Source organism: Flavobacterium palustre (assembly GCF_014639535.1).
GTDB lineage: Bacteria > Bacteroidota > Bacteroidia > Flavobacteriales > Flavobacteriaceae > Flavobacterium > Flavobacterium palustre.
This window is the reverse complement of sequence record NZ_BMGA01000004.1, coordinates 230,509-255,809: the sequence shown is the minus strand read 5'-3', so window position 1 is coordinate 255,809 and position 25,301 is coordinate 230,509. Positions and strand designations below refer to the sequence as shown.

25 protein-coding genes are annotated in these 25,301 nt (G+C 34.3%); 13 read left to right on the top strand and 12 right to left on the bottom strand.

The features are described 5' to 3' along the window. The first annotated feature begins 33 nt into the window (after positions 1-33). Positions 34-477 (top strand): nucleoside deaminase, encoded by a 444-nt coding sequence (locus IEV84_RS10270; protein WP_188494191.1) that lies wholly within the window; start codon positions 34-36, stop codon positions 475-477. A 2-nt stretch (positions 478-479) separates the two neighbouring features. Here the strand turns inward: IEV84_RS10270 and IEV84_RS10265 are convergent, their stop codons facing one another. Then, positions 480-1,313, bottom strand: a complete 834-nt coding sequence (locus tag IEV84_RS10265) for an AraC family transcriptional regulator (RefSeq protein WP_188494190.1) — start codon at positions 1,311-1,313, stop codon at positions 480-482. Between the two features lie 130 nt (positions 1,314-1,443). Between IEV84_RS10265 and IEV84_RS10260 the strand changes: the two genes are divergently transcribed. Beyond that, complete coding sequence (locus IEV84_RS10260; protein ID WP_188494189.1) at positions 1,444-2,610, top strand: MFS transporter; 1,167 nt, start codon at positions 1,444-1,446, stop codon at positions 2,608-2,610. 189 nt (positions 2,611-2,799) lie between these two features. On the opposite strand, the gene IEV84_RS10255 is transcribed toward IEV84_RS10260, so the two are convergent. The 3 genes from IEV84_RS10255 to IEV84_RS10245 form a co-directional block, all read right to left on the bottom strand. Further along, on the bottom strand, positions 2,800-3,312 hold the full coding sequence (locus IEV84_RS10255) for a hypothetical protein (protein ID WP_188494188.1): 513 nt from the start codon (positions 3,310-3,312) through the stop codon (positions 2,800-2,802). Positions 3,313-3,523: 211 nt separating this feature from the next. Then, a complete protein-coding gene (locus IEV84_RS10250) occupies positions 3,524-5,068 on the bottom strand; it encodes an Rne/Rng family ribonuclease (RefSeq protein ID WP_188494187.1) in 1,545 nt (514 codons plus the stop codon). Between the two features lie 399 nt (positions 5,069-5,467). Further along, complete coding sequence (locus tag IEV84_RS10245; RefSeq protein ID WP_262486540.1) at positions 5,468-5,806, bottom strand: HU family DNA-binding protein; 339 nt, start codon at positions 5,804-5,806, stop codon at positions 5,468-5,470. Between the two features lie 87 nt (positions 5,807-5,893). On the opposite strand from IEV84_RS10245, the gene mutY reads away from it, so the two are divergent. The 5 genes from mutY to IEV84_RS10220 all read left to right on the top strand — a co-directional run bounded on the left by mutY (position 5,894) and on the right by IEV84_RS10220 (position 10,308). Further along, positions 5,894-6,928: an A/G-specific adenine glycosylase gene (gene mutY / locus IEV84_RS10240; RefSeq protein ID WP_188494186.1), complete on the top strand. Its 1,035-nt coding sequence runs from the start codon at positions 5,894-5,896 to the stop codon at positions 6,926-6,928. 56 nt (positions 6,929-6,984) lie between these two features. Then, on the top strand, positions 6,985-7,425 hold the full coding sequence (locus IEV84_RS10235; protein WP_188494185.1) for a single-stranded DNA-binding protein: 441 nt from the start codon (positions 6,985-6,987) through the stop codon (positions 7,423-7,425). Positions 7,426-7,448: 23 nt separating this feature from the next. Beyond that, positions 7,449-8,747: a gliding motility-associated protein GldE gene (locus IEV84_RS10230; protein ID WP_188494184.1), complete on the top strand. Its 1,299-nt coding sequence runs from the start codon at positions 7,449-7,451 to the stop codon at positions 8,745-8,747. After that, positions 8,740-9,333: a gliding motility lipoprotein GldD gene (gldD, locus tag IEV84_RS10225; protein ID WP_188494183.1), complete on the top strand. Its 594-nt coding sequence runs from the start codon at positions 8,740-8,742 to the stop codon at positions 9,331-9,333. Before IEV84_RS10230 ends, gldD begins: the two co-directional genes overlap by 8 nt. A 108-nt stretch (positions 9,334-9,441) precedes the next feature. Continuing rightward, entirely contained in the window at positions 9,442-10,308 is an 867-nt protein-coding gene (locus IEV84_RS10220) for a DMT family transporter (protein ID WP_188494182.1), read from the top strand. 72 nt (positions 10,309-10,380) lie between these two features. Here IEV84_RS10220 and IEV84_RS10215 read toward each other — a convergent pair whose 3' ends face one another. Together IEV84_RS10215 and IEV84_RS10210 are read right to left on the bottom strand one after the other, a co-directional pair. Further along, positions 10,381-11,799, bottom strand: coding sequence for a M16 family metallopeptidase (locus tag IEV84_RS10215; protein ID WP_229732653.1), 1,419 nt, complete (start codon positions 11,797-11,799; stop codon positions 10,381-10,383). Positions 11,800-11,813: 14 nt separating this feature from the next. Beyond that, a complete protein-coding gene (locus IEV84_RS10210) occupies positions 11,814-13,139 on the bottom strand; it encodes a M16 family metallopeptidase (protein WP_188494181.1) in 1,326 nt (441 codons plus the stop codon). 243 nt (positions 13,140-13,382) lie between these two features. Between IEV84_RS10210 and rplU the strand changes: the two genes are divergently transcribed. After that, positions 13,383-13,805, top strand: coding sequence for a 50S ribosomal protein L21 (gene rplU, locus IEV84_RS10205; RefSeq protein WP_188494180.1), 423 nt, complete (start codon positions 13,383-13,385; stop codon positions 13,803-13,805). Between the two features lie 24 nt (positions 13,806-13,829). Beyond that, positions 13,830-14,096, top strand: a complete 267-nt coding sequence (rpmA, locus tag IEV84_RS10200) for a 50S ribosomal protein L27 (RefSeq protein WP_035656880.1) — start codon at positions 13,830-13,832, stop codon at positions 14,094-14,096. A gap of 392 nt (positions 14,097-14,488) precedes the next feature. Here rpmA and IEV84_RS10195 read toward each other — a convergent pair whose 3' ends face one another. Together IEV84_RS10195 and IEV84_RS10190 are read right to left on the bottom strand one after the other, a co-directional pair. Further along, positions 14,489-17,317 (bottom strand): outer membrane beta-barrel protein, encoded by a 2,829-nt coding sequence (locus IEV84_RS10195; protein WP_188494179.1) that lies wholly within the window; start codon positions 17,315-17,317, stop codon positions 14,489-14,491. 104 nt (positions 17,318-17,421) lie between these two features. Then, a complete protein-coding gene (locus tag IEV84_RS10190; RefSeq protein WP_188494178.1) occupies positions 17,422-19,140 on the bottom strand; it encodes a tetratricopeptide repeat protein in 1,719 nt (572 codons plus the stop codon). 256 nt (positions 19,141-19,396) lie between these two features. Between IEV84_RS10190 and IEV84_RS10185 the strand changes: the two genes are divergently transcribed. Next, positions 19,397-19,891 carry a hypothetical protein gene (locus IEV84_RS10185; RefSeq protein WP_188494177.1) on the top strand — a complete coding sequence of 165 codons (495 nt, stop codon included), beginning with the start codon at positions 19,397-19,399 and terminating at the stop codon, positions 19,889-19,891. A gap of 91 nt (positions 19,892-19,982) precedes the next feature. Here the strand turns inward: IEV84_RS10185 and ahcY are convergent, their stop codons facing one another. Next, positions 19,983-21,299: an adenosylhomocysteinase gene (gene ahcY / locus IEV84_RS10180; RefSeq protein ID WP_188494176.1), complete on the bottom strand. Its 1,317-nt coding sequence runs from the start codon at positions 21,297-21,299 to the stop codon at positions 19,983-19,985. A 277-nt stretch (positions 21,300-21,576) separates the two neighbouring features. Between ahcY and IEV84_RS10175 the strand changes: the two genes are divergently transcribed. Continuing rightward, the gene (locus tag IEV84_RS10175) at positions 21,577-22,209 is read left to right on the top strand and encodes a 4'-phosphopantetheinyl transferase family protein (protein WP_188494175.1); all 633 of its coding nucleotides are present in this window, start codon (positions 21,577-21,579) and stop codon (positions 22,207-22,209) included. 236 nt (positions 22,210-22,445) lie between these two features. Here the strand turns inward: IEV84_RS10175 and IEV84_RS10170 are convergent, their stop codons facing one another. The 3 genes from IEV84_RS10170 to IEV84_RS10160 all read right to left on the bottom strand — a co-directional run bounded on the left by IEV84_RS10170 (position 22,446) and on the right by IEV84_RS10160 (position 23,821). Beyond that, positions 22,446-22,862, bottom strand: coding sequence for a group III truncated hemoglobin (locus IEV84_RS10170; protein ID WP_188494174.1), 417 nt, complete (start codon positions 22,860-22,862; stop codon positions 22,446-22,448). Continuing rightward, positions 22,863-23,144: a hypothetical protein gene (locus IEV84_RS10165; protein ID WP_188494173.1), complete on the bottom strand. Its 282-nt coding sequence runs from the start codon at positions 23,142-23,144 to the stop codon at positions 22,863-22,865. 80 nt (positions 23,145-23,224) lie between these two features. Continuing rightward, positions 23,225-23,821, bottom strand: a complete 597-nt coding sequence (locus tag IEV84_RS10160; protein WP_188494172.1) for a Crp/Fnr family transcriptional regulator — start codon at positions 23,819-23,821, stop codon at positions 23,225-23,227. Positions 23,822-23,907: 86 nt separating this feature from the next. Between IEV84_RS10160 and IEV84_RS10155 the strand changes: the two genes are divergently transcribed. Further along, on the top strand, positions 23,908-24,645 hold the full coding sequence (locus IEV84_RS10155) for a phosphoglycerol geranylgeranyltransferase (RefSeq protein WP_188494171.1): 738 nt from the start codon (positions 23,908-23,910) through the stop codon (positions 24,643-24,645). Next, on the top strand, positions 24,642-25,286 hold the full coding sequence (gene pnuC, locus IEV84_RS10150; RefSeq protein ID WP_188494170.1) for a nicotinamide riboside transporter PnuC: 645 nt from the start codon (positions 24,642-24,644) through the stop codon (positions 25,284-25,286). The genes IEV84_RS10155 and pnuC overlap by 4 nt, the downstream gene beginning before the upstream one ends. The last annotated feature ends 15 nt before the right edge of the window (positions 25,287-25,301 follow it).

The window sequence follows — 25,301 nt, the reverse complement described above, 5'->3', positions numbered from 1 at the left end:
TTTTCGACATAACAATTCCCATTTAGCAGATTTATGATAAATCCTTTCACCGACGACTATTTTATGAAAAAAGCTTTACAGGAAGCCGAAATGGCTTTTGAAAAAGGTGAAATTCCTGTGGGAGCTGTTGTTGTTGTCAATAATACCATTATTGCAAGAAGTCATAATTTAACCGAAATGCTAAATGATGTTACTGCTCATGCCGAAATGCAGTCGATAACGGCGGCGGCTAATTATTTGGGTGGAAAATATTTGAAAGATTGTACGCTGTATGTTACGCTTGAACCCTGCCAGATGTGCGCCGGAGCTTTGTACTGGAGCCAAATTTCTAAAATTGTTTTTGGAGCGCGTGATGAGCAACGGGGATTTTTGAGTATGGGAACTAAACTGCATCCTAAAACTACTGTTGTTTCCGGAATTATGGCTGATGAAGCTTCTGATTTGATGAAACGTTTTTTTGCTTCGAGGAGGAAGTAGGTTTATAGTTTCTTAACCGAACTAGGTTTTAAACTTCTTTGCTTTTTAAAATAATTCGATAAATGACTTTCATCGGTGAAGCCAAATTCAAAAGCAATTTGTTTCATTGATAATTGCTTGTTTAGAATTCGTTTTTCTATTAATTGGGTTCGTAGTTTGTTAGTGTAATCTCTATAGCTTATGGAAAAATTACGCTTAAAATAAGTTCCAAAATAACTATGGGAAATGTTAAAATGTTCTGCGATAGTCTTAATCTGAACCAGTTTTGGTTTGTAAATATTTTGGTGGATATAGGAAATAATCTGGTCGTTGTCTATTCCTGAGCCAGTAATTTTGATGTTTTGCTGTTGCAGGCTTTCTTTTATTAATCCAAAGATGGATAAGATTTGATAGAATACAATTGGGGAAGTTGAAATATTAGCAATGCTATTGTAGGCTCTGATATTGTCGATGGTGTTTTTTAATATACTTGTGCAAGTGGTATTCAATTTCAGTACGTTTTCTTTGAGGTATTTATCGCGCATGAAATTCTCGGGCGTATTGAGTAGAAATTCATCACAAGACAGTTTTTTATTCGAATTGAAATAGGTGTCGGTGAATTTTATAAAGAAGAAGCGGGTTGTTTTTTTAATGTCAAAATAATGTTCGTCGTCAGTCGAAAGCACAAACAAGTCTCCCGCCTGATAGGGAAGCAGGTTTTTGTTTAATTGATGAATTCCGTTTCCTTTCATAATATAGATAATCTCATAATAGGTGTGGCTATGTCTGGGAAGATGGTATTGGTCTTCCTCAAATTCATCAATTAATAAGGTGTCAAATTGATTTAATGTTTTCATAGCCTATAGTTGCAAGTTTATATTGTAAAGTTACAATTTCTTTACTATTGTTATCTGTAAATTTGCAAAGTAAAATAGATTGCAGCTTTTTAAAATGCTGCATTAGTCCAGAAACTCTTTATAGAATAAAATGAAAAAAAGTTTGCTTTCACTCGCTTTGGGTGGTTTAACGATAGGAATAACCGAATTTGTAATGATGGGGATATTGCCTGATATTGCTAAAAATTTAGATATCAGCATTCCTGTTGCGGGATATTTAATTTCGGCATATGCGCTCGGAGTGGTTATTGGTGCGCCTTTGTTAGTGATTATCACAAGAAATTATCCGCCTAAGAAAACACTTTTGATTCTGGCGACAATGATTACTGCGTTTAATACGCTTTCGATTATAGCTCCTAATTATGAGTTTTTATTTGCAGTGCGATTGCTTTCAGGATTACCACATGGTGCTTTTTTTGGAGTTGGGGCTGTGGTTGCCAGCCGACTTGCTGATAAGGGAAAAGAAGCGCAGGCGATATCGGTTATGTTTGCGGGATTGACAATTGCTAATCTTCTTGGTGTTCCGCTTGGAACTTATATTGGGCATCATTTTTCCTGGCGTTATACTTTTATAATTATTGCTATTGTAGGGACTTTAACGGTTACTTCGCTTTATTTTTGGATGCCCAATATAGAGGCTAAATCCCGAGAAGGAATGAAAACGCAGTTACAGTTTTTTAAGAAAGCCGAAGCCTGGTTAGTGATTTCAATTACGGCTATTGGTGCCGGAGGTTTGTTTTGCTGGATTAGTTATATTGCACCGTTGCTAACAGAGATTTCAGGTTTTGCGGGTGATGAAGTTCCTTACATTATGATGCTGGCTGGTTTGGGGATGGTTTTAGGAAATTTTATTGGAGGAAAATTAGCCGATCGTTATTCTGCCGAAAAGACGATTATTGTGTTGCTTTCGGTTATGGCAATCGATTTACTGTTGGTGTTTTTCTTTTCGTCAAATCCTTATGTGAGTTTGGTATTAGTATTTTCAACTGGTTGTATCGCCTTTGCTGTTGCTGCGCCAATCCAGACGTTGATGATTCAAACTGCGGTAGGAGCCGAGATGATTGCTTCGGCGGCAATTCAGGCAGCTTTCAACACCGGAAATGCCTTAGGTGCATTCCTTGGTGGTTTGCCTTTAATTGCAGGATTCAATTATGCTTCTCCTAATTTAGTAGGTGTAACTATGTCAATTTGTGGAGTGCTGTTTACGGTGATTTTTTTGCAAAGAAAAAGACACGTAATGAAGTTGGCTGCGATTTAAATTTAACATCACAGATTAAAAAAACAAAAAAACTAATAAAATAAGAATTGCACGCAAATTTCACAGATTTTAGCAGATTATACTTTTGTTAAAGCTATTAATTAACTCCTAATTTGTGAAAATCTGCGAAATCTGCGTGCCAATATATTTATCTGAATTTATAAGTGAATAATTGTGTGAGGATTAAAGTTATTTACATTCAATTTTTCCTTTAAAATAATATTCAGTTACTTTTTTGAAATTCCAAAATTCACTCGGAATATTTATTTCTCTAATTTTTAATAAATAATAAGCGGTGATTTGTTTCGAATCTTGTAGAAATGGATTTGTGTTGATATTGATTTTAGCATCGATAACTTGATATTCTGTTTTTGAGCCATCTTCTACATCATCGCTATAGGAATAATTAACATTATCGATTTTTAAGTTTTTATCAATTTTAATTTCTATTTGAGTCGATTCGTAACCATCGTTTTTAGAGTTTAATATTTTGATATTATCAATATTGAGTTCAATTTTCGAGTATCCATTATCAATATCTTCAACACTGTCTTTACAGATAAATAAATTTTCAAATTCAGGATATTGAGCAAATGTTTCATGGTCAATTTTTACTTTTCCAAAATTCTGTTTTTCTTGATTCGAAATTCCGCTACAATTCAAAAAGAAAATTGAAATTATTATGTACTGTGTTTTTCTCATTCTTCTTTATTAAGCTCAAATATAACGATTTATTAGTATAAAATAACTGACTCTGATAGTGACAAAAAGCTGAAAAAAACTCCTGAAAAACATTTAAATATTTTTTACCACAAAGATACAAAGTTGAAAAAAATGCTAAGAGTACTAAGAAATTAGTAGCTAACAAAAAGGCACAAAAAAACCGCCAATCTTACGAAAAGCGGTTTTTTGTTTAGTCTTTTATAGCATTTCCTTTTTTGTCAAAGAAATGATATTCTAAATACGTGTAAGCGTCACGTGGTATAATTTTCACCCATTTTTTATGTTCAAAAAACCATTTTGAACGTAATGATGGAAAACCTTTACTGAGGTATGCAGCCACAAACGGATGTACATTGAGTACTACTTTTTTGTGGGTTTTTAAAATTCTTTCCAGGTCAGCGTTGATTTTGTCAATGATTAGAATTGGCGCTTCAATTTCGCCATTTTCATTGTTTGGATCTTCTTCTCTGGTTTTAATATTTCTTTCCGGTCTTACTCTTTGTCTGGTAATTTGGACTAACCCAAATTTACTAGGAGGTAAGATTTTGTGTTTTGCTTTATCATCGCTCATTTCTTCCCTCAGGAAGTCGAACAGGACTTTGCGATTTTCGGGATTAGACATATCGATAAAATCCACTACTATGATACCGCCCATATCGCGCAAACGCAGTTGTCTGGCTATTTCGGCTGCGGCAATCATATTGACTTCCATGGCTGTGTCTTCCTGATTAGTCGCTTTATTAGAACGGTTTCCGCTGTTCACGTCAATTACGTGTAGAGCTTCGGTGTGTTCAATAATAAGATAAGCGCCTTTGCTCATGGAAACGGTTTTTCCAAAAGAAGTTTTGATTTGTCTCTCTATATTGTATTTCTCGAAAATAGGTGTGTCGTTTGATTGATAAAACTTCACAATAGATTGTTTGGATGGAGCAATTTCTTGCAGGTAATCCTTGGTTTGATGGTACAACTCTTCATCATCTATTTGAATACTGGTAAAAGTATCGTTGAAAACATCTCTTAGAATTGAGGAAGCTCTGTTGAGCTCGCCTAATACTTTTGAGGGATGATGAGCAGTTGGTAATTTCTTACACATTGCAGCCCATCTGCTAAGCAGGTTCTGCAAATCTTTTTCTAATTCGGCTGTATTTTTGCCTTCGGCTACTGTGCGAACAATAACACCAAATCCTTTTGGTTTGATGGATTGTACAAGTTTTTTTAGTCGGTCTTTTTCTTTTTTGTCTTCTATTTTTTGAGAAATAGAAACACGATCAGAGAAAGGAACTAAAACAATAAAACGTCCGGCAAGAGAAAGCTCAGCGCTAATTCTTGGTCCTTTGGTAGATATTGGTTCTTTTACAACTTGTACTAAGATAGATTGATTGGCGTTTATTACATCGGTAATGGTCCCATCTTTGTCTATCTCTTTTTCAAACTGAAAGTTTTTTAGGGAGAAATCTTTTATTTTACCTGCGCTTACAAGTTTTATGAATTTCAGTTGGGAAGTTAAATTTGGACCTAAGTCGTGATAATGTAAAAAGGCATCTTTTTCGAAACCTACATTTACAAAGGCAGCGTTAAGTCCGGCAACTGGTTTTCTGATTTTGGCAATAAAAATATCGCCTACCTGAAAGTTGCTTGTTTCTTCTTCTTTGTGTAATTCAATTAGTTTTCCATCTTTTAATAAGGCAAAATCTACGGAATCAGAACTAGATCGAATGATTAATTCTTTATTCACGTTGTAAATTTTTATCTGTTTTTTCAGAAAATAGAATATAGAGAATAGAAAATAGACTTGAAAAATCTAAAATCTATCCCGATAGCTATCGGGACTAAAATCTAAAATCTTATTTACAGATGGATTAAACAATATTTTGAACAGGTATTAACCCGGAGGAAAGCAGTTTGCAGTGTTCAGAAAGCAGAAAGCAGTTTATGCTGCAATCTGAATTCTAAAATCTGAAATCTGAAATCCAAATTTCAATGAACGTTTAAAAAGAAAAAAGTAGTTATAAACTACTTTTTCTTTTTGTGACGGTTAGCTCTCGCTCTTTTTTTTCTTTTGTGCGTAGCTACCTTATGTCTCTTTCTTTTTTTACCACTTGGCATATCTTGTCGATTTTATGATTAATTAATATTATTTTGCTTCGTTGTTTGTTTTTACTCCTTCTACAAAAACTTTTGCAGGTTTGAAAGCAGGAATGTTGTGTGCAGGTATTTTAATTGTAGTGTTCTTAGAAATATTTCTACCTGTTTTCTCAGCTCTTGTCTTTACGATAAAGCTACCAAAACCTCTTAAATAAACATTGTCTCCAGTTTCTAATGAAGTTTTTACTTCCTCCATAAAAGTCTCTACTGTTGCTTGTACATCACCTTTTTCAAGACCTAACTTTTCTGAAATTTTCGCTACGATATCTGCTTTCGTCATTTTCTTTCCTTTATTTATTATTTTGTAATAATTTTTTTGAGTGTGCAAATATATGAATTTAAAAAACAATTATTCAAGCTAATTCATTAAATTTTAATTACATAAACTTTTACTTTTGTCAACAAATATTTAATAATGATTTTTTATAACTTGTTAATAAAGTGGTACTTGCAAAATAAACGCGATTTGCCATGGCGAAATACCACTAATCCATACCATATTTGGCTCTCGGAAATTATGCTCCAACAGACGCGAGTAGCGCAGGGAATGCCGTATTTTTTGTCTTTTACCACTGCTTTTCCAACGGTTTTTGATTTGGCAAATGCCGATGAAGAAAAGGTGTTGAAATTATGGCAGGGATTGGGTTATTATTCCCGTGCTCGCAATTTGCATAAAACAGCTCAATATATAGCTTACGAATTAAACGGAGTTTTCCCGGCTACATATAAGGACTTGCTGCAATTAAAAGGTGTGGGCGAATATACCGCTGCGGCAATTGCTTCTTTCTCTTATAACGAAGCGGTGCCGGTTGTTGACGGGAATGTGTTCAGGGTACTTTCCCGTTATCTTGATGTGGAAACCGATATTGCTTTGGCTTCCGCCAAAAAAGAATTTGCAGCTTTGGCTTTTGAATTAATGCCAAAAGACAACCCTGCAATTTTTAATCAGGCAATAATGGAGTTTGGTGCTTTGCAATGTGTTCCTAAAAATCCCGATTGTACAATTTGTGTTTTTAACGATAGTTGTGCCGCTCTCCAAAAAAAGAAAGTCGATCAATTGCCGGTGAAGTTGAAGAAGTTAAAAGTAAGGAATCGATACTTTAATTATTTGATGCTTTCGGATGCTGAAGAAAAGACTTTAATCCAAAAAAGAACTTCAAAAGGAATTTGGCGTAATTTATATGAGTTTCCTTTGATTGAGACCGATAAAGAAGAAGATTTTGAGTTTGTGTCGAATGCTGTTCAGCAAGAATCGTTTTTTGCTAATCCTATTATAAGTATGCGCGCCTGTAATGAAAAAAGCATTGTTCATAAATTGTCGCATCAGCATTTACATATTAAATTTTGGAAACTCAATGTAAAAGGAGTGGTTGAGAATGGAATTGCTAAGGAGGATTTGAGTCAATATCCTTTCCCGATTGTGATTCATAATTTTATTGAATCGGAATAAGAATTGCAGCGCAAAAAAATGTATCTTTGAAATAGATAGCACATATTTCTACAACTATGAATGGAACACTAAATAAGGTAATGCTAATAGGTCATTTGGGTGACGATGTTAAGTTGCACTATTTTGAAGGAGGCAATTGTATTGGAAGATTTCAGTTGGCAACAAATGAAGTCTATGTGAATAAGACAACCAATGAGAAAATTGTTTCGACTGAGTGGCATAATTTAGTGGTGCGTAATAAAGCGGCTGAGATATGTGAAAAATATTTGTCAAAAGGAGATAAGATTTATGTGGAAGGAAGAATTAAATCCCGTCAGTGGCAGGCAGAAGATGGCTCGATGAAACATACTACTGAAATTCAGGTGACGGAATTTACTTTTTTAACAACTAAAAAAGATACTGAGGGCAACAAGCAAAATCAGGGTTCTGAATCCGCAAAAAACACTAATTTTGACACACCAAGCAAAGGCTTGCCTATCAATGATTTGCCTTTTTGATTGTTTAACTAATCTTTTTTAATTTGGACCCAGAGCCCAGTTTGAATTTCGTTTATGCAGTAGATTTCAATCTATTGTTCGGTTTTGCCGGAATATTTGTGTTGCTTTTCTGTTCAGCAGTAGTTTCGGGAGCCGAAGTAGCCTTGTTTTCGCTGTCGCAAAAAGACCTTGACGATACGCTTCAGGAAAATCTTTCGACAGGAAAAATCCTTTCAGAATTATTACAACGACCTAAAAAACTATTGGCAACGCTTCTTGTAGCTAATAATTTCATCAATATAGGAGTTGTTATTTTGTTCTCCTTTATTGGTTCCGATTTGTTTGCCGCAATTACTTCTCCTGTTTTGAAATTCATTCTGGAAGTTATTGTTGTGACTTCGCTGTTGTTGCTTTTTGGTGAAGTGATGCCTAAGGTATATGCCAGCAGAAATAATGTTAAGTTTGCTAAAAGAATTGCTTATCCTATTTCAATTTTGGATAATTTGCTTTCTCCTATTAGTATTCCTATGCGCGGGGCAACGGTTTATTTGCATAATAAATTAGGAAAACAAAAGACTAATTTTTCAGTTGACCAACTATCACAGGCCTTAGAATTGACTGCTACTGATGAAACTTCTACCGATGAACAAAAAATATTAGAAGGAATTGTGTCTTTTGGGAATACTGATACCAAACAGGTTATGAGTCCCAGAATTGATATTTTTGCATTAGAAATTACCGAGTCTTTTACTGATGTGTATGCTAAAATTGTCGATAAAGGTTATTCAAGAATTCCGGTTTACCGCGATAATATTGACCAGATTGAAGGGGTTTTGTTTATTAAGGATTTGTTACCACATATAGACAAGCCTGATTTTGATTGGACAACATTAATAAGAGAGCCGTTTTTTGTGCCGGAAAATAAAAAACTGGATAATTTATTGAAGGATTTCCAATCGATGAAAAGTCATTTGGCTATTGTTGTGGATGAATACGGAGGAACTTCGGGATTGGTTTCTCTAGAAGATGTTATCGAAGAAATAGTTGGGGATATTAGTGATGAATTTGATGATGAGGATATTAATTTTTCTCAAATTGATGATCGAAATTATCTTTTTGAAGGGAAAATAAATTTGAAGGATTTCTATAGAATTGTTGATGTAGATGAGGAAATATTCGAAGAAAATAAAGGAGAGGCAGAAACCTTAGCCGGATTTATTTTAGAAATTTCGGGTAATTTCCCGGCTAAAGGGCAAAAAATTACTTTTGAAAATTGCCTGTTCACCATAGAGGTTGTAGATAAAAAACGTATCAAACAGATAAAAGTTACCATTGATGTTTAATTTAAAATGTAGAGATAAGAAGAGAGTTAGTGTTCGGCTGAATATTGTACTTGGTGTTCTTAGTTTAGTGTTGTTTTCATCTTGTAAAGACGAGGTGTTGCCAAAGCCTTCGGGTTATTTGCGATTGGATTATCCTGTGGCCGAATATGCGCATTTTGAAAATCAATGTCCGTTTGCGTTTGAAATGAATTCCAAAGCGATTATAAAAGGAGAGAAAGATTGTGGTTTTACGATTACTTATCCAAAGATGAAAGCAACTATTTATTTGACTTATAAGCCTGTAAATAATAATATTAATAAGTTGTTACGTGATGCTCAAAAACTTACTTTTGAGCATGTTATTAAGGCTGATGATATTCTGGAACAGCCTTATTTGAATGAACAAACGAAGGTTTATGGTATGTTTTATCAGGTAAATGGAAATGCGGCAACTAACTCACAATTTTATGTAACGGATAGTACAAAGCATTTCTTAACAGGTTCAGTTTATTTTTACGCCAAACCTAATTATGATTCGATTATGCCGGCAGCGAGTTATATCAAAAATGATATGCAGCGTTTGATGGAAACGCTGGAGTGGAAGTAATACCGTTTATTATTTCAAATTAGTCCAATAAAAATTGGGCTAAATGAAATATATAACTGCATTATACCGAATATTATCGGACTTATTTATATTCATAATTGGTATAATATGGAATCCAAACAATTAAAGTGGTTTTATTTACTGGTTCTTTCTTTAATTTGGGGTAGTTCCTTTATTTTGATAAAGAAAGGATTGTTAGGCTTATCGGCTATTCAGGTAGGTTCGTTGCGAATTATTTTTGCCTCCTTTTTCCTGTTGTTAATTGGGTTTAAAAGTCTGAAACTTATTCCGAAATCAAAATGGAAATTCATAGCTATTACGGCACTTTTCGGGACTTTTTTTCCGGCTTTTTTGTTTGCTGTTGCTCAAACGGAATTAGACAGTTCGGTAACTTCGATTCTGAATTCTTTGACGCCATTGAATACATTGGCAATAGGAGTGTTGTTTTTTGGGATTGATTTTCAACGAAAACAACTTTGGGGTTTGTTGATCGGGCTTTTAGGGAGTTTGCTTTTAGTTTATAATGGTGCGCAAAATAATCCGGAGCAAAATTATTATTATGCTTTGTTGATTATTCTGGCTTCTTTTAGTTATGCTACTAATGTCAATTTGATAAAAAGACATTTGTCTGATGTAAGTCCGGTAAGTATAACGACCGGGAATTTTGTAGTGCTTTTGATTCCTGCTATACTTATTCTGATTTTTTCGGGTTTTCCGGAACAAATTCATTTGGAGAAAACACAAAAAGCAGTTTGTTTTATAATGATTTTGGGTGTTTTAGGAACAGGAATTGCTAATATTCTTTTCTTTAAGCTAATACAAATTGCTTCTGCTGTTTTTGCTGCGTCAGTAACGTATTTGATTCCTGTTATAGCGCTTTTTTGGGGATTATTGGATAATGAAATACTGACTCCTGTTCAGTTTTTTGGAGCCTTTATTATTTTGATTGGTGTCTATTTGAGTGCCAGAAAATAGTTGTTTTTACCGCAAATTCGCAAATTTTATTTTTTACGAATCTGCGGTTGTTTTTTAAATCTAATGATTTGTTTACTGGAATTTAGGCTTTTCTACAGGGTTTCCGTATTTGTCAAAATAAAAAATCGGAATGTTGAGTTTTTCTAAGCCTGGAATAACTTCTTTGCCTTTGCCAACAATGATTATTCGGGAGTTGTCTAATAAGAAATATTTGTTTGCGGCAGCTAATACATCTTCTTTGGTAACTGCGTTAATCGTTTTAATGTAGTTTTCGTAAAAATCATCCGGTAAGTCTTCTGTTTTGGTATTTAGTGCATATCGGGCCACTGATTCCGGTTTTTCGGCTTTCATCACAAAACGACCAATATAGCCTGCTTTGGCATTATTAAGTTGCTCTGTAGTTACTTTTTCGGTTCTTATTTTTTTGATTTCTTTAATGAATTCTACTACTGCGCTATCGGTTACATTGTTCTTTACCGCCGATGCTGATCTTATATTGGTAACATATTTTCCTGCGCCAATATTAGTGCTGGCACCATATGTCCAGCCATGTGCTTCCCTTAAATTCATGTTTAGGTAGCTATTAAAACCACCTCCCAGAATGTAGCTGGCAATTACCGCAGGAAAGAAATCTTTGTGGTTCATTCTTAAGTTATAGGTGTTGACCACTGAGATTTCTGACTGAACTGCATTAGGAACATCGATAAAATTAATTTGAGTAGTTGGAACGTTTACCGGGTCGGGATAAATAGTTTTAGGGCTGTTAGTTTTTTTCCAGGAACCAAAAAGTTGTTCAACAACTGGTTTGATTTCTTCGTATTTAATGTCTCCTACAATTGCTAAGTAGGCATTTTGAGGAACAAAGTTATTGCTGTAATTTTTTATGATATCTTCTAAAGTTATATTCGCTAAGCTTTCTTCAGTTATGAATTCACCTGAAGGGTGGTTTTTTCCAAAAGAAAGCGCATTGACCATTCTGCCGGCAATAGCGGAAACGCTTTTTTCCTGAGAGCGTAAGCCTTCAATTAATTTGGCTTTTTCTTTGTCGAGCTCTTCCTGAGTAAAATCAGGGTCTAATGCGCCGTAAGCTAAAAGTTCTAAGGTACGTTTAGAAAATTTAGAAAGTGAGCTCGCATGGGCACTGCTGGAACTGAAATCTATTGTAGCTCCCATAAAATCGATTTCTTCGTTGAAATCTTCTTTGGATATTTTTTTGCTGCCGTTTCCTATCAGGTTGCTGCATAATTCGTCCATTCCTTTTTTGTTTCCTTCGGCAAATGGAGGATTGTCGATAGTAAGGTTGAAGGTAACTTTAGGTAGTTTGTGATTTTCAACAATCATTACTGTGAGTCCGTTAGCCAGAGTAAAACTTTGTGGTTTTTTTATGTTGACTACCGGTGGTTTTCCGGCTATAGGTTGTTTGCGTTCTTGTGCTTGCATGATTGCTGAAACTAGTATTAGAATGAGGAGTAAGGTGTTTGATTTTTTCATGTTTTCGAAATGGCTTAGTTCTCGTTTTTTTCAGGGCTGGGAATGTAGTCCAATAGTAATCGCTGATTTGGATTCAGGTATTTTTGGGCAACAGCTCTAATTTCTTCTCTGGTGATAGAATGGTAAATGTCGATATCAGTATTGATAAGGTTTACATCGTCGTAAAGCAGGTAATATTTAGCTAAATTTTCAGCAATTCCTTCTACGTTTGAGTTCTGATTTACGTATTGGTTTTCAAATTGATTCAATAGTTTCTGGTAGTCTTTTTCAGAAATTAATTCGTTTTGAATTTTTACAATTTCTTCGTCAATTTCTTTCAGCAAGTCTTCGTTGGTGAAGTTGGTCATTGGTAAACCATATAAAATATACATGCCATAATCTTCCTGATTAAAACCTACAGCGCCAATTTGTAAAGCTTTTTTCTTGTCGTCCACTATTTTTTTATACAGTTTCGAACTTTTTCCATCGCTTAAATAGGAAGAAATAAAATCCAACACGCGTGCATCCCTGCTTTTCATGGATGGAGTTCGGTAAGCCGCGACCAACATTGGGATTTGAATGTTAGGGTCGATGTGTGTTGCTTTGATGGTTTCGGTGATTGGTTTTTCAACAAATGTTTCTCTTTTTATTGCAGCTCCTTTTTTAATTGAACCAAAGTAATTTTGAATCCATTCTTTGGCTTGTTTTTGTTCGAAGTCGCCTGCTATAACCAAAACAGCATTATTAGGGACATAGAATTTTTCATTAAAAGCTTTAAAATCTTCTAATTTCGCAGAATTCAAATGTTCGGTTGAGCCTATAGTTGTCCAGCGGTAAGGATGGTTTGTAAATAGGTTCTTTTTAACGGCTTCAATAATTTTTCCATAAGGCTGGTTGTCGTAACGTGAATTTTTCTCTTCTTTAATTACTCCTTTTTGAGTGTCAACCCCAATTTGGTTAATTACCGGATGCATCAATCTTTCTGATTCCATCCAAAGTGCCAATTCTAAATTGTTGGAAGGAAAAACTTCATAGTAATAGGTTCGGTCGTCAGAAGTGTTGGCGTTATTCACTCCGCCATTAGCGGTAACAATATTGAACCATTCGCCTCTTTTGATATTTTTTGTTCCTTCAAATAATAAATGTTCGAAAAAATGAGCAAATCCTGTTTTGTTTGGATTTTCATCTTTGGAACCTACATGGTACATTACAGAAGTGATTACAACTGGAGCGCTATTATCCTGATGCAGGATAACGTGCATTCCATTGTCTAAATCGTATTCTTCGAAAGTTATTTTTTGGGCTCTGGCGACACCGCCAAGTAAAAGAGCAGTACTAATTGCCATTATTGTTTTTTTCATATAAGATTAGTAAAAAATAAGGTTGCAATACTTGATTAGTAATATTGTTAATCCAAAAATACTTTTTTTTAGTATTGATTTGGTAATTGAATTTTTTTTAACAAAAAAATAAGTTCGAATCCTGTTTCTAAAGTATTGAAAATAAAGCTAAAATAAGAAGAAATATTTTTTTAAATTTAGTGATTGCGTGATAAAAAAATAATTGTATATTTGTAACCTTAAAAATCAATAAATCAATTTGGTATGTATGCAATCGTAGAGATAGCAGGGCAACAATTTAAAGTAAGCAAAGACTTAAAGGTTTATGTTCACCGTTTGGCTAGCGAAGAAGGATCAAAAGTTTCTTTTGATAAAGTTCTTTTATTAGACGATAATGGGAATGTAACTTTGGGCGCCCCAGCTATAGAAGGTGCTTCAGTAGAAGCTAAAGTGTTACAACACTTAAAAGGAGATAAAGTTATCGTTTTCAAAAAGAAAAGAAGAAAAGGGTACAAAAAGAGAAATGGTCACAGACAATCTCTTACTCAAATTGTAATTGAAGGTATTACTGCAGCAGGTGCTAAGAAAGCAGCTTCTAAAAAAGCAGCAGTTGAAGCAACTACAGAAGAAGTTGAAGCTCCAAAGAAAAAGGTAGCTAAAGCTAAAAAAGAAGATACTCAAGAGTAATAACAATATTAAAACTAAAACATCATGGCTCACAAGAAAGGTGTCGGTAGTTCTAAGAATGGTAGAGAATCAGAATCGAAACGTTTAGGTGTTAAGATTTATGGAGGACAAGCTGCTATCGCAGGGAACATCATCGTAAGACAAAGAGGTTCAAAACACAATCCAGGTGAAAATGTTTACATTAGTAAAGATCACACACTACATGCAAAAGTAGATGGAATTGTTAAGTTCCAAAAGAAAAGAGATAACAAATCATACGTTTCAATCCTTCCATTCGAAGTAGAAGCTTAATTGATTTTCTCAATTTATTTTAAAACCATCCTGATTTTTTCAGGATGGTTTTTTGTTTTGAAGGTAATATGAGTTTAGCGAATAAATGGGCGCATATGATTACGGCTCAGAAGGTTATTGGTTTGAATCCAGTCGAGGTTATAATTTAAATTTAAAACGGTTCTCGATACTCCCGAAACTTCGGGATTCAAAAAAACTATTCGCATTTTAAAATTTACTCGATGACGGGAAGTTGTAGTTTTTGATTACTTTTTTATGATAAAAATGATTTTTAGAACTGATGTTTTTTGATGAATTCATTTAGAGTTCAACAAGTATATAAATAACAAATCCCCTTGCTTAATAAAACAAGGGGATTTGTTGTCTAAATTGAATTAATAATTGCGTTTTTCTTAATCCATAGGGCCTCCGGGTCTGCCGCCTCCAAAACCGCCTCCACCAAAACCTTCAGGACGCTCGCCTCTGTCCATGCCTTCCATGTTTCGGTTGTTTCTTCCCGGAGGTTTTTTCATGCCTGAGAAGTTTTGGATTTTGTATGTTAGAGAAAACATCGCATAACGTCTTAAAACAGTGTTTTCGTTGTCGGTAATTGCCGAAGAGGATATGCTTCTTGTAATACTTTGGTTTTGGTTTAAAAGGTCATATACTTTTACTTTGGCAATAAATGCTTTGTCTAAGAAAGTGTATGATAAACTGGTGTTCCATAAGTAGAAACTTTGATTGATGGAATTGTAAGTGTAGCCAAAATCATTTCCCCAAATCCAGTTGGTTGGCCAGTAACTTGTGGTTTGCAAGTTCAGTCGGTGTACTACATTGGATCTGGAATTAAGTGTGCTAAGTTCATATTGTGTTTCATTATAAGAGAAATTATAAGAAGGAGCGATGGTGAAAAACTGACCATAATCGTAATTCAGGTAAATTCGGGGTGATATTCCGGTGGATTTTGCACCATATAATACGTTATTGGTAAATTCTTTAGAAAATGAATAATTCGCATTCAAAGCCAGCCCATAGCGTAATAAATTGGCTTCTTTTTTAATTGATTTATTCCAGCTTCCTCCTCCTGAAAGAGAGTAAATCCCAGATACGTTTTCGTAGCTCGTTCTTCTGATGTTGTTTTCGTCAAAGTTTGAAGTTGCAATTATATCATCATTGTAATAATTGGCTCTAAAGTATAAGTTGTAGCCTGATCGGGTACGGAAATCAAAATTTCTATAGTTAATATTAGCACTATGGGCTTCTGTAGGATTTAAATTTGGGTTTCCTGTGATTGTGTTTAACGTGCTGGATACGTTTTCTATAGGAAGCAATTGCGAAGCTGACGGCAATGATTGGTTGTAGTTGTATCTGATAGTGAAAAATTTCGATCTGTCAGCCCGGTACCTAATTTGGGCACTTCCGTTTGGTAAAACGTATTTCTTTCTTAAATCGATGACTTCTCCCAGATAGTCCGAATAATTGTCGTATTGTATGATATTAGTAGAAGAATTAAGGTCGAATGTAAATTTGTTTTTTTCGAATCGAATTCCGGCTTTTGGGGTGATACTTCTTTGTTTAGAAGTAATGTAAGTGGTTTGTTCGTCATTCAAATCCGTAAAGATTTTGTCTGTAATTGTTCCGGTATTGTCGAAGGTTTTATTATCGTTAATAGAATTTTGGAAATTGTATTCCATGCCTATTTTAAAACGAATTGAATCAGTAACTGGTTCTGTATATTCAATTTCTGCAGAATACGAATCGTTAATGCCTTTGTTTCGCGTGTTTTGATCTCTGAAAATAGTGTCGTTTTCCCGGCTGCGAAATGTTTTTGAATCTACAAAACCATTCGAATTGGAGCTGTTGTTGTTGTTATTAAATACAAAACTTAAATTTCGGGCCTTTTTCTCGAATGATTTATTAAAGTTAACCGAATTGCTAAAACTGTTGGATTCATTTTTATTAGTTGATTCCGATGTAAAAGCGTTGGTTACAATGTCATCTGTCATGTTGATACTTCTTCTGTTTGAGTTTGAAAAATTCTCTGATACAGACGAATTGAATCTTGGAGAAACAAATAATCGAATCGTAGGCGATATTTTGTACTCCAATTCCACATTCGCTTTGTTGGTAGTGTTTTTGTTGTCTGTTTTAGAGTCTGAAGTGGTATCGTAAAAATTACCATCAGGTCTTAATTCAACTGATTTTGACGCGCTAACATTTTCTGTTTGTCTGTCCGAATAATCGTAACTGGCATTTGTTTGAAAATCTTTGAATAATTCGTCGGAATAGTTTATTCCCAGTAAATTAGAAGTTGTAATACCATTAGCCTGACCTCTGTTGATTGTAGTTCCCTGATTGTTTCTGCCGCCGCCCATATTGTCAAAAACTTCGTCCATAGAGAATCCTGGAGCATTAATGTTATTTGACGAACCTAAAAGACTTATTTTTCTGTTGTTGTTAAAAAAGTTCACAATGAAGCTTGATTCGTAACGGTCATCAGTACCGTAACCTCCCAAAAATTTACCAAAATAACCTTTGTTTTTATCATCGTCAATAGTCAGGTTGATACTTGCATTATCAGAAGCAGCCTGGTCTTTAGAGTATTCTTCTTTTTTGGTTTTGAAATCAGAAACCTGTACTTTGTTGATAATTTCGGCAGGAAGGTTTTTTAGAGCCATCGCACCATCTCGGTCAAAAAACGGTTTCCCGTTGACTAATACCTGAGTGACTTCTTTTCCGTTAGCGGTAATTTTTCCGTCACTATCTACTTCCAGTCCCGGAAGTTGTTTTAAAAGTGTTTCTACGTTAGCATCAGGGCGTACTTTAAATAAATTAGCCTTGAATTCAATGGTGTCATTTTTAATTCGGATAGGAGGTTCTTCTCCTTTTATGGTCACTTCTTTAAGTGTGTTTACCGATTCGGCAAGATAGATATTGCTGAAGTCCTTGTTAGAATTGATTTCTTTTTGCTCTTCGGCAAAAGTTTCAAAGCCTACATAGGTAACTTTTAAAAACACGGGTTTTTCATTTTTTTTCACTGAAAAATTGAAATTTCCGTTTTTGTCTGTCAGTGTGTATTCTAAAATGGTAGAATCTTTAACAGTACTGATATATACAGTAGCCGATTCCAGAGGAAGTTGGTTGTTGATGTTAAGTACTTTTCCTTTCAAAATATAATTGCTTTGTGCAGCAGTATAAAAAGAAAAAGTAAAAAAGAACAGTAGTGATAAATATTTACTCATAATAATTTGGTTAAACTTAACATAAGATGTTAATTAAAAGAAAAGGTTTAACCAAGAAGTGTAAAATTTGTATTTATTTAGTTCTAAGGTTGTTTAATAAGGTTTTATTTGATTCTAGAAGTGTTAATTTTTATATCTGCGGTAGCCCAGCTTTTTGAAATCAGTTTTTCGATGGATTTTTCTTTTCCTTGATTGTCAAGTTTTTGATAAGCTAATTTTAATCCATGTTGTGCCCAGCCATTATTGGGAAATAATTTCAGATCTTTTTCATAGGTTTTGATGGCTTCTGTGTATTTTTTGGCTTCAATTTGAACAGCGCCTAAATGATGTCTTACTGAGAAAAACCAATCGGGAGGTTCATTATAGTTGAGATTGTCTTCTATTTTTACAGCTTTTTCAAGCAGTGAAATACTTTGATTGTATTTTTTTTCAGAAGCTAAAATTTCTCCTTTAAAAACATTAGTTGCAATTTGCAGGATGTCATACATGGAGTTAAGTTCCCAAATGGTCATTTTTTTCATGGAAGGATCTTTGGCTAAAAGCTCAAGTTTTGTTAATTCAGCTTTGGCTTTTGTAAAATCTTTTTTACCAAGATGTGCCATTCCTTTTGCATAATGAGAAATGGCTAAGGGATATTTTAAGGTATCCGATACTAATTTCATTTTTAGAATTTCATCCCATTTTCCAAATTTTACAGCAACAAAATAGGGGATAACATAGTAGTGCTGAAGTGTTGACCATCCTGGTTCTATCATTGTTTTAGGATGGACAAGTTCTGATGTTTTTTTAGCAGCCAGCATTGCCCATTTGTAATTTCCTTCTAATGTGGCGCAAGCAGCCATAAAATGATAATTATGCGGATAGTATGCCAGTGGATAAGCTCCTTGTGCATGGCATAGGGTTACATAGGTACTGTCTGTTTTGACTGCATTAATATTGGCTAAAGTGCCTTTGTGGTATTCTCCGGTTCGGATATAAATATGGGAAGGCATATGAATAAGATGTCCGGAACCGGGAACTAATCCCTCGTCAAGAAGTTGGGCTGACGGATTTCCTCTTTCGGGAGTTTTGGAAGCTTCAACGGCATGAATATAGAAATGATTAGCGCCAATATGTTTTGGGTTTCTGTTTAAAATTTTTGTTAAGACGGATTCAATTTCAGGAGTCCATTTTTTAGGAGTTCCGTTTTTATCATATAAATCCCAAGGATGTAAATCCATAATAGATTCGGCATAAATGGCAGCGATGTCATTATCTTTCGGGAATTTAGCTGCAACATTTTTCATCGCTTCCGAATAAGCCATGTCCAAAGAACTTCGATCTTCAATTGGTTTGGATACATATCTTTTGGATAAAGCTATTATTAATGCTTTTTCTTTGTCGCTGGCTTTGTCCGAAAGTTTTAGGGCTTGTTGAATAGCTTTGTATGCTCTTTCATAATTGTCGGGATCCATTCCGGCATTGTAATTTGGTCCCAGAACATAGGCATATCCCCAAAAACACATGGCGCATTGCGGATCTAATTTTGTGGCATAATAGAATGAACGTGCTGCTTCAGCATGATTAAAACCATAAGCAAGAGCTAATCCTTGGTTGAAATATTTTTGGGCTTCAGTATTTTTGGTGCTAATCGGATAGTTGATAACATCCATCCCTTCAAAGAGTGGCGCTTTATTGTCAGTTTCAAACCATTTTGAGTCTGTAGTTTGCGGAGCGCAACTTAAACTGTTTTTTCCTGCAACGATTTTCTCTTTTTCAGGAGTTTCTTTTTTGCAGGAAAAAAATAAAACACAGATGATTGTTATTCTAAAAATAGCTCTCATGATTTTTGAATTTGACTCTATCAAATTTAAGTCAAATAAGTTTGAAATCAAATGGTTGTGTGTTATTAGTTTCAAGACTAGAATGTTTTTAACGATTTTTAAATTGAAAGCTATATTGTAACGTTGTAAAGTTTAACAGGGTTTAAAATTTAAGTTTGTTTTAATTTGAAGAATTATAGTTAAGAGGTTGAACATAAGTGTTTTTTTTATTGTTATATTTTGTAAATTTATATGTTAAATCAATAATTTTTTTGCTTTGAAAAAGATAGTTTTAATATTATTATTGGTTGTGTATTCTTGTGGTAGTACTGATACTAGCTCACTTAATGATTCTGATCCTCCAAGCAATATTACTATTTATGATTTAAGTGCCAAATTGAATGCTTCAACATGGAAAATTACTTTTTTTAGTAATAATGGAATAGAAGAAACTAATCTGTACTCTTCCTATGTTTTTAAATTTAATAAAAGTCAACAGGATTATAACCTTGATTCGGGAATAATTGATGTTATTTATCAAACAAATAATTACAAAGGGAATTGGAGTGTTTATGAAAAAATAATTAGTTACAATCCTACTTTGGATACTGTGGAATTTGGTTATTTTGTTAACTTAAGTTTAGTTTCCCCCAATGATATTTTAAAAATAAATGGTGAATGGCAATCTGTTTTGGAAACAAATACTAAGATTGAATTGAAAAAAGAATATAATGGGGAAATTATTTCCCGTTTATTTTTTGAGAAAAATTAAAAAAACAAAAAAAACCTCGCTCCCGAAACTTCGGTATAGCGAGGGTTTAAATCAAAAATCTAAGATCGTTAATCTACAATCTTAAATCATTTTAGTATCTGTAGTATTCCGGTTTGAATGGACCTTGAACATCAACGCCAATGTAAGCAGCCTGGTCTTCGCGAAGAACTTCAAGTTCAACACCTAATTTAGCCAAGTGTAAAGCAGCTACTTTTTCATCTAAATGTTTAGGTAACATGTACACTTCGTTTTTGTAAGCTGCACTGTTGTTCCATAATTCGATTTGAGCCAAAGTTTGGTTTGTAAATGAGTTAGACATTACAAAACTTGGGTGACCTGTAGCGCAACCAAGGTTTACCAAACGACCTTCAGCTAAAATGATAATATCATTTCCGTTGATTGTATATTTATCAACCTGTGGTTTGATTTCGATTTTAGATGCACCGTGGTTTTTGTTTAACCAAGCCATGTCGATTTCGTTATCAAAGTGACCGATGTTGCAAACAACAGTTTTGTCTTTCATTTGCTCGAAATGACGACCAAGAACGATATCTTTATTTCCTGTAGTGGTAATGATGATATCAGCATTAGCAATTACAGTATCTAATTTCTTAACTTCATAACCGTCCATTGCAGCTTGTAAAGCACAAATTGGATCGATTTCAGTAACAGTTACAATAGAACCAGCACCTCTGAAAGAAGCGGCAGTTCCTTTTCCTACGTCACCATATCCGCAAACCACAACTCTTTTTCCAGCCAACATTAAGTCAGTTGCACGACGTACAGCATCTACAGCTGATTCTTTACATCCGTATTTGTTATCAAATTTAGATTTAGTAACAGAATCGTTAATATTGATTGCAGGCATTGGTAAAGTTCCTGCTTTTACTCTTTCATACAATCTGTGAACACCAGTTGTAGTTTCTTCAGAAAGACCTTTGATTCCAGGAACTAATTCCGGGTAACGATCGATAACCATGTTAGTTAAATCTCCACCGTCATCAAGAATCATGTTCAATGGTTTTCTTTCTTCACCAAAGAATAAAGTTTGCTCAATACACCAATCAAAAGACTCTTCGTCAAGACCTTTCCAAGCATAAACTGAGATTCCTGCAGCAGCAATAGCAGCAGCAGCCTGATCCTGAGTTGAGAAAATGTTACAAGAAGACCATGTAACTTCAGCACCAAGAGCAATTAAAGTTTCGATTAAAACTGCAGTTTGGATTGTCATGTGTAAACATCCTGCAATACGAGCACCTTTAAGAGGTTGTTCGTCTTTATATTCAGCACGAAGCGCCATTAAACCCGGCATTTCAGCCTCAGCTAGTTCAATTTCTTTTCTTCCCCAAGCAGCCAGAGAAATGTCTTTTACTTTGTAAGCCACATAAGGCGTAGTCGTTGTACTCATTTATAGTATATTTGTATTGTAAAATTTTTGCAAATTTACGTAATAACTTTAGAATTAAACTAATTTCTAAAATTTTTATGAATTGTTTAATGTCTTAATTTTTAGAACTTTAGTTTGATAATGGTTTTTAGAAGCTAATCCTGCCATCCACTATATCTTTCCAGCCGAACACTGGCTAGAAAGGATGCCGTTACTGTCAGGGCTAGAAACACATCTGGGTTAAGAGAGAAAACTCATCCCGATAGCCATCGGGACTCACAACGAATAATACAAAAGAATGCCTTTATATAAGAAAATACAATTTAACGCTGCGACACAAATTTATATTTGGAAAATAACCGAGTCTTTTGAACAATTGTTTCAGGAAGTTCAGTTAAATCCGGTATGTCAGGAACGTATTAGCGGAATGAAATCAGAGTTGCATCAACGCGGTTTTCTTAGTGTTCGTAAACTTTTAGCTGAAGCGGGATACACTGATTTTGATTTGTACTATGACGAATTTGGAAAACCACATCTGAATGATGGGAAACATATTTCGATAACCCATTCTTATGAATTTTCGTCAATTATAGTAAGCGATGAAACTGTAGGGATTGATATTGAACTGCAAAGAGAAAAAATCATTCGTATAGCAGATAAATTTTGTGATGCCGAATTTGAATATTTAGATCGGGAGAAAACGACAGAATACATTAAAAAGCTAACGGTAATCTGGGGAGCTAAAGAGGCTATTTTTAAAATCAGAAACGAAAAAGGAATCAGTTTTAAAGACCATATTGCAGTTGATGAATTTGATTTAAACCAAACTCAAACTACCGCAAGTCTTCATTTTGATGGTTTGCATAAAGAATTTGATGTTTATTTTGAAGAAATAGACAATTTTACTTTGGTTTATGCTTTGGAGAAATAGTTTTTAACCGCAAAGAAGATAAAGTTTTTTCGCAAAGTTTCGCAAAAAAAATCGCAGAGTTACACAAAGTAATTTTTTTAATTTCTATGATTTTTTCAATCTGTGTTCCAAAAAAACAATTAAAATCTGCTTAGATCTGTATTATCTGCGTGCCATATTAACCGCAAAGAAAGCAAAGTTTTTTCGCAAAGATTCACAAAGAGAGACACAAAGTCACACTAAGCTATTTTTTAGATTTATATTATTTCTTTAATCTGTGTTACAGTTTTTTTTGCCCGGTTTTCATAAATACTGACCATCATAAAAGTCCCCATTTTGCGTGCTCTTTGTTTTAAAATTTCGACATTTTCCCCTTCAAAAAGAGCATCTAAAGTTTGAAACCAATGGTTGAGCCAAATTCCAAATTCGTTTGCGTTGATTTGACCATTAAAATGTTCGTCCACTTTATTGTGAACTGCTATTGGATTGCCTTTGAATTTTCGAATGCCAAATAAATTGGTTTCCCAAAAATCAGTTAGTTTTTCTAAATGCGAATCCCAGTCCTTAATAAGTTCGTTAAAATAAGGGCCAATTTCGTCATCAGCCCTTATTTTATCATAAAAGGTGTGAACCAAAACACTAATGTCGGCTCTGTTCTCAATGTCTTTTTTCATTTATAAACTGTTTATTACAATAAAAAATAAACTTGCAACAGTGCTTAGAAGTACACAGTTAAAAATAAATTTGTGTGTCATTTGTGCCAAAATAGATGTATTGGCAATAATGCTGATAAATACAATAATGGCCAGTTGTATCATTTGGATTAATGAAGTGCCATTGGCTAAAATACTCATGGCTGCCGCACCACCTAAACAGCTTTGTACCAAAATGCTTAAAGTAGCTGAACCAATAAAGTTTTGATTGAATCTTTCGAAAGTATTGTTGTAAAGTGTCATAATAATTTGTTTTAATACCACAAATTTACAACCACAACACACTGGCATTTTATGACTTAAATCATATAAAACAATATTTTTTATCGATATACTTTTCGGTTGATTATTTTTAAATCGCCTTTTTTCTCCAGGGATTTTATAGCCCGAATTACAGTTTCGACTCTTAAACCGGTTAAATCAGCAATTTGTTGTCGGGTGAAATGGATGAGAAAACCGGCTTTTTCTTGTTTAAAATTCAATTGTTCTATCGAATAATCAATTAGTCGCAATACACGGTGTTCCGGATCCTGAGAAGAAATTTCGGCTGCCATAACCGATTTGTAATACAGACGTTGCGAGAGGTTTTTGATGATTTGTAAGCTGATGTCGGCATTGTTTTTTAGTAATTCCAGAAATTTATCTTTTGTAATTACAATCAATTCCGAATCGACTACCGCCACGGCATTGGCAGGATAAACCTGGTCAATAAACAACGGAGGTTCGCCAAAACACTGGTTTTTGTAGAAAATTCCCTGAATGAATTCTTTGCCTTCATCATTATAATTATTCATTTTTACTTCGCCCGAAATAATTTGGTAATAATGCGTTGGTTGTTTTCCTTCTTCAAAAATGATATCGCCACTTTTGTAATTTTTTATAATGCCGTTATAATTTTCGAGTAATGCAAGAGCAATCATAATGAATAGGATTTTAAAGTGCTAACAAATATAATTGTTTAGAATTTGTTCTGCTACTTTGAAAAACTTTTTACTTTTACGTTCTCATGGAAAAAGGGTCAATCTATCAGGAAATACAGGCAGCTAAATCAGAAAATTGGAAATTATTAGCGATTCTTCTGGATCCCGATAAAATAATTTGGGAAGATATCGGGAATTTGATTTACAAAATCAATCAATCTCCGGCAACTCATGTTTTTATTGGCGGAAGTCTTGTAGAAAGTACTATTTTGGATGATTTAATAATTAGAATTAAACAGGATTGTACTTTGCCGGTGGTTCTTTTTCCGGGGCATCCTTCTCAAATTTCCAGTCATGCTGATGGTATTTTGTTTTTATCGTTATTATCGGGACGAAATCCGGATTATTTGGCTGGGCATCAGGTTCAGGCGGCACCGATTTTAAAACAAACCAATCTTGAAGTGATTTCGACAGCTTATCTTTTAATCGAAAGCGGAAGAGAAACGGCTGTTGAAAGGGTCAGTAAAACGAAACCTTTAGAAAGAAATAATCTCGATTTGGTATTGGCGACAGCTCAGGCCGGAGAAATGTTAGGTAGTAAATTGATTTATTTGGAAGCGGGGAGCGGTGCTCAGAAGGCAGTTCCGTTAGAAATGATTCAATTGGTTTCTCAAAATACCAATATTCCGCTAATTGTAGGCGGCGGAATTATAGATTGGCAGGGAATTCAAAAAGCCTATCAATCCGGAGCTGATTTAGTTGTAATAGGAACGGCTTTTGAAAAGGACTCCGATTTTTTTAATTCTCAAAAAAAAAGTAAATGATAGATTTTTTCTTTGCTCAATATGCTGATTATCCCACATCGGAAATTGTTTTGGAATTATTGGCTGTATTGTTTGGTTTGGCGAGTGTTTGGTTTGCTAAAAAAGATAATATTTTAGTTTTCCCAACAGGTTTAGTAAATACTTCAGTTTACGCTTATTTGCTTTGGAAATGGGAGTTGCTGGGCGATTCGATGATCAATGTCTATTATTTTGTGATGAGTATTTATGGTTGGTACCATTGGACCAGAAAAAAAGGAGCAGTTGAAGCTTATCCTGTTGCTGTTGCAACTAAAAAAGAGCATAAAATGGCAGCCTTAATTTTTGTTGTTACTTTAATTTTTGTGTTCCTTGTGTATCAGTATTTTGATAAATTTACTTCATGGTACAATTATGTAGATACCTTGTTAACAGCGCTCTTTTTTGTGGGGATGTGGTTGATGGCTAAACGGAAAATTGAAAATTGGATTTTTTGGATTGTAGGAGATTTCATTTCGATACCTTTGTATTTTTTTAAAGGCTATACTTTTACGAGTTTGCAATATTTAATCTTTACAATTCTGGCTATATACGGTTATTTTGAATGGAAGAAAATTTTAGCAAAACAAGACACAGAGAAGGAAGAAATGGTCGTTTTAGATTAGTAATTTTAGAATATT

Bases quoted from the DNA above. Each gene is read 5' to 3' on its own strand.
- rplU (WP_188494180.1), top strand. From the start codon at position 13,383: ATGTATGCAATCGTAGAGATAGCAGGGCAACAATTTAAAGTAAGCAAA.
- IEV84_RS10190 (WP_188494178.1), bottom strand. From the start codon at position 19,140: ATGAGAGCTATTTTTAGAATAACAATCATCTGTGTTTTATTTTTTTCC.
- IEV84_RS10165 (WP_188494173.1), bottom strand. From the start codon at position 23,144: ATGACACTTTACAACAATACTTTCGAAAGATTCAATCAAAACTTTATT.
- IEV84_RS10210 (WP_188494181.1), bottom strand. From the start codon at position 13,139: ATGAAAAAAACAATAATGGCAATTAGTACTGCTCTTTTACTTGGCGGT.
- IEV84_RS10265 (WP_188494190.1), bottom strand. From the start codon at position 1,313: ATGAAAACATTAAATCAATTTGACACCTTATTAATTGATGAATTTGAG.
- IEV84_RS10195 (WP_188494179.1), bottom strand. From the start codon at position 17,317: ATGAGTAAATATTTATCACTACTGTTCTTTTTTACTTTTTCTTTTTAT.
- mutY (WP_188494186.1), top strand. From the start codon at position 5,894: ATGATTTTTTATAACTTGTTAATAAAGTGGTACTTGCAAAATAAACGC.
- IEV84_RS10220 (WP_188494182.1), top strand. From the start codon at position 9,442: ATGGAATCCAAACAATTAAAGTGGTTTTATTTACTGGTTCTTTCTTTA.
- gldD (WP_188494183.1), top strand. From the start codon at position 8,740: ATGTTTAATTTAAAATGTAGAGATAAGAAGAGAGTTAGTGTTCGGCTG.
- IEV84_RS10270 (WP_188494191.1), top strand. From the start codon at position 34: ATGATAAATCCTTTCACCGACGACTATTTTATGAAAAAAGCTTTACAG.
- IEV84_RS10170 (WP_188494174.1), bottom strand. From the start codon at position 22,862: ATGAAAAAAGACATTGAGAACAGAGCCGACATTAGTGTTTTGGTTCAC.
- ahcY (WP_188494176.1), bottom strand. From the start codon at position 21,299: ATGAGTACAACGACTACGCCTTATGTGGCTTACAAAGTAAAAGACATT.
- IEV84_RS10160 (WP_188494172.1), bottom strand. From the start codon at position 23,821: ATGATTGCTCTTGCATTACTCGAAAATTATAACGGCATTATAAAAAAT.
- IEV84_RS10255 (WP_188494188.1), bottom strand. From the start codon at position 3,312: ATGAGAAAAACACAGTACATAATAATTTCAATTTTCTTTTTGAATTGT.
- pnuC (WP_188494170.1), top strand. From the start codon at position 24,642: ATGATAGATTTTTTCTTTGCTCAATATGCTGATTATCCCACATCGGAA.
- IEV84_RS10175 (WP_188494175.1), top strand. From the start codon at position 21,577: ATGCCTTTATATAAGAAAATACAATTTAACGCTGCGACACAAATTTAT.
- IEV84_RS10155 (WP_188494171.1), top strand. From the start codon at position 23,908: ATGGAAAAAGGGTCAATCTATCAGGAAATACAGGCAGCTAAATCAGAA.
- IEV84_RS10215 (WP_229732653.1), bottom strand. From the start codon at position 11,799: ATGAAAAAATCAAACACCTTACTCCTCATTCTAATACTAGTTTCAGCA.
- IEV84_RS10260 (WP_188494189.1), top strand. From the start codon at position 1,444: ATGAAAAAAAGTTTGCTTTCACTCGCTTTGGGTGGTTTAACGATAGGA.
- IEV84_RS10235 (WP_188494185.1), top strand. From the start codon at position 6,985: ATGAATGGAACACTAAATAAGGTAATGCTAATAGGTCATTTGGGTGAC.
- rpmA (WP_035656880.1), top strand. From the start codon at position 13,830: ATGGCTCACAAGAAAGGTGTCGGTAGTTCTAAGAATGGTAGAGAATCA.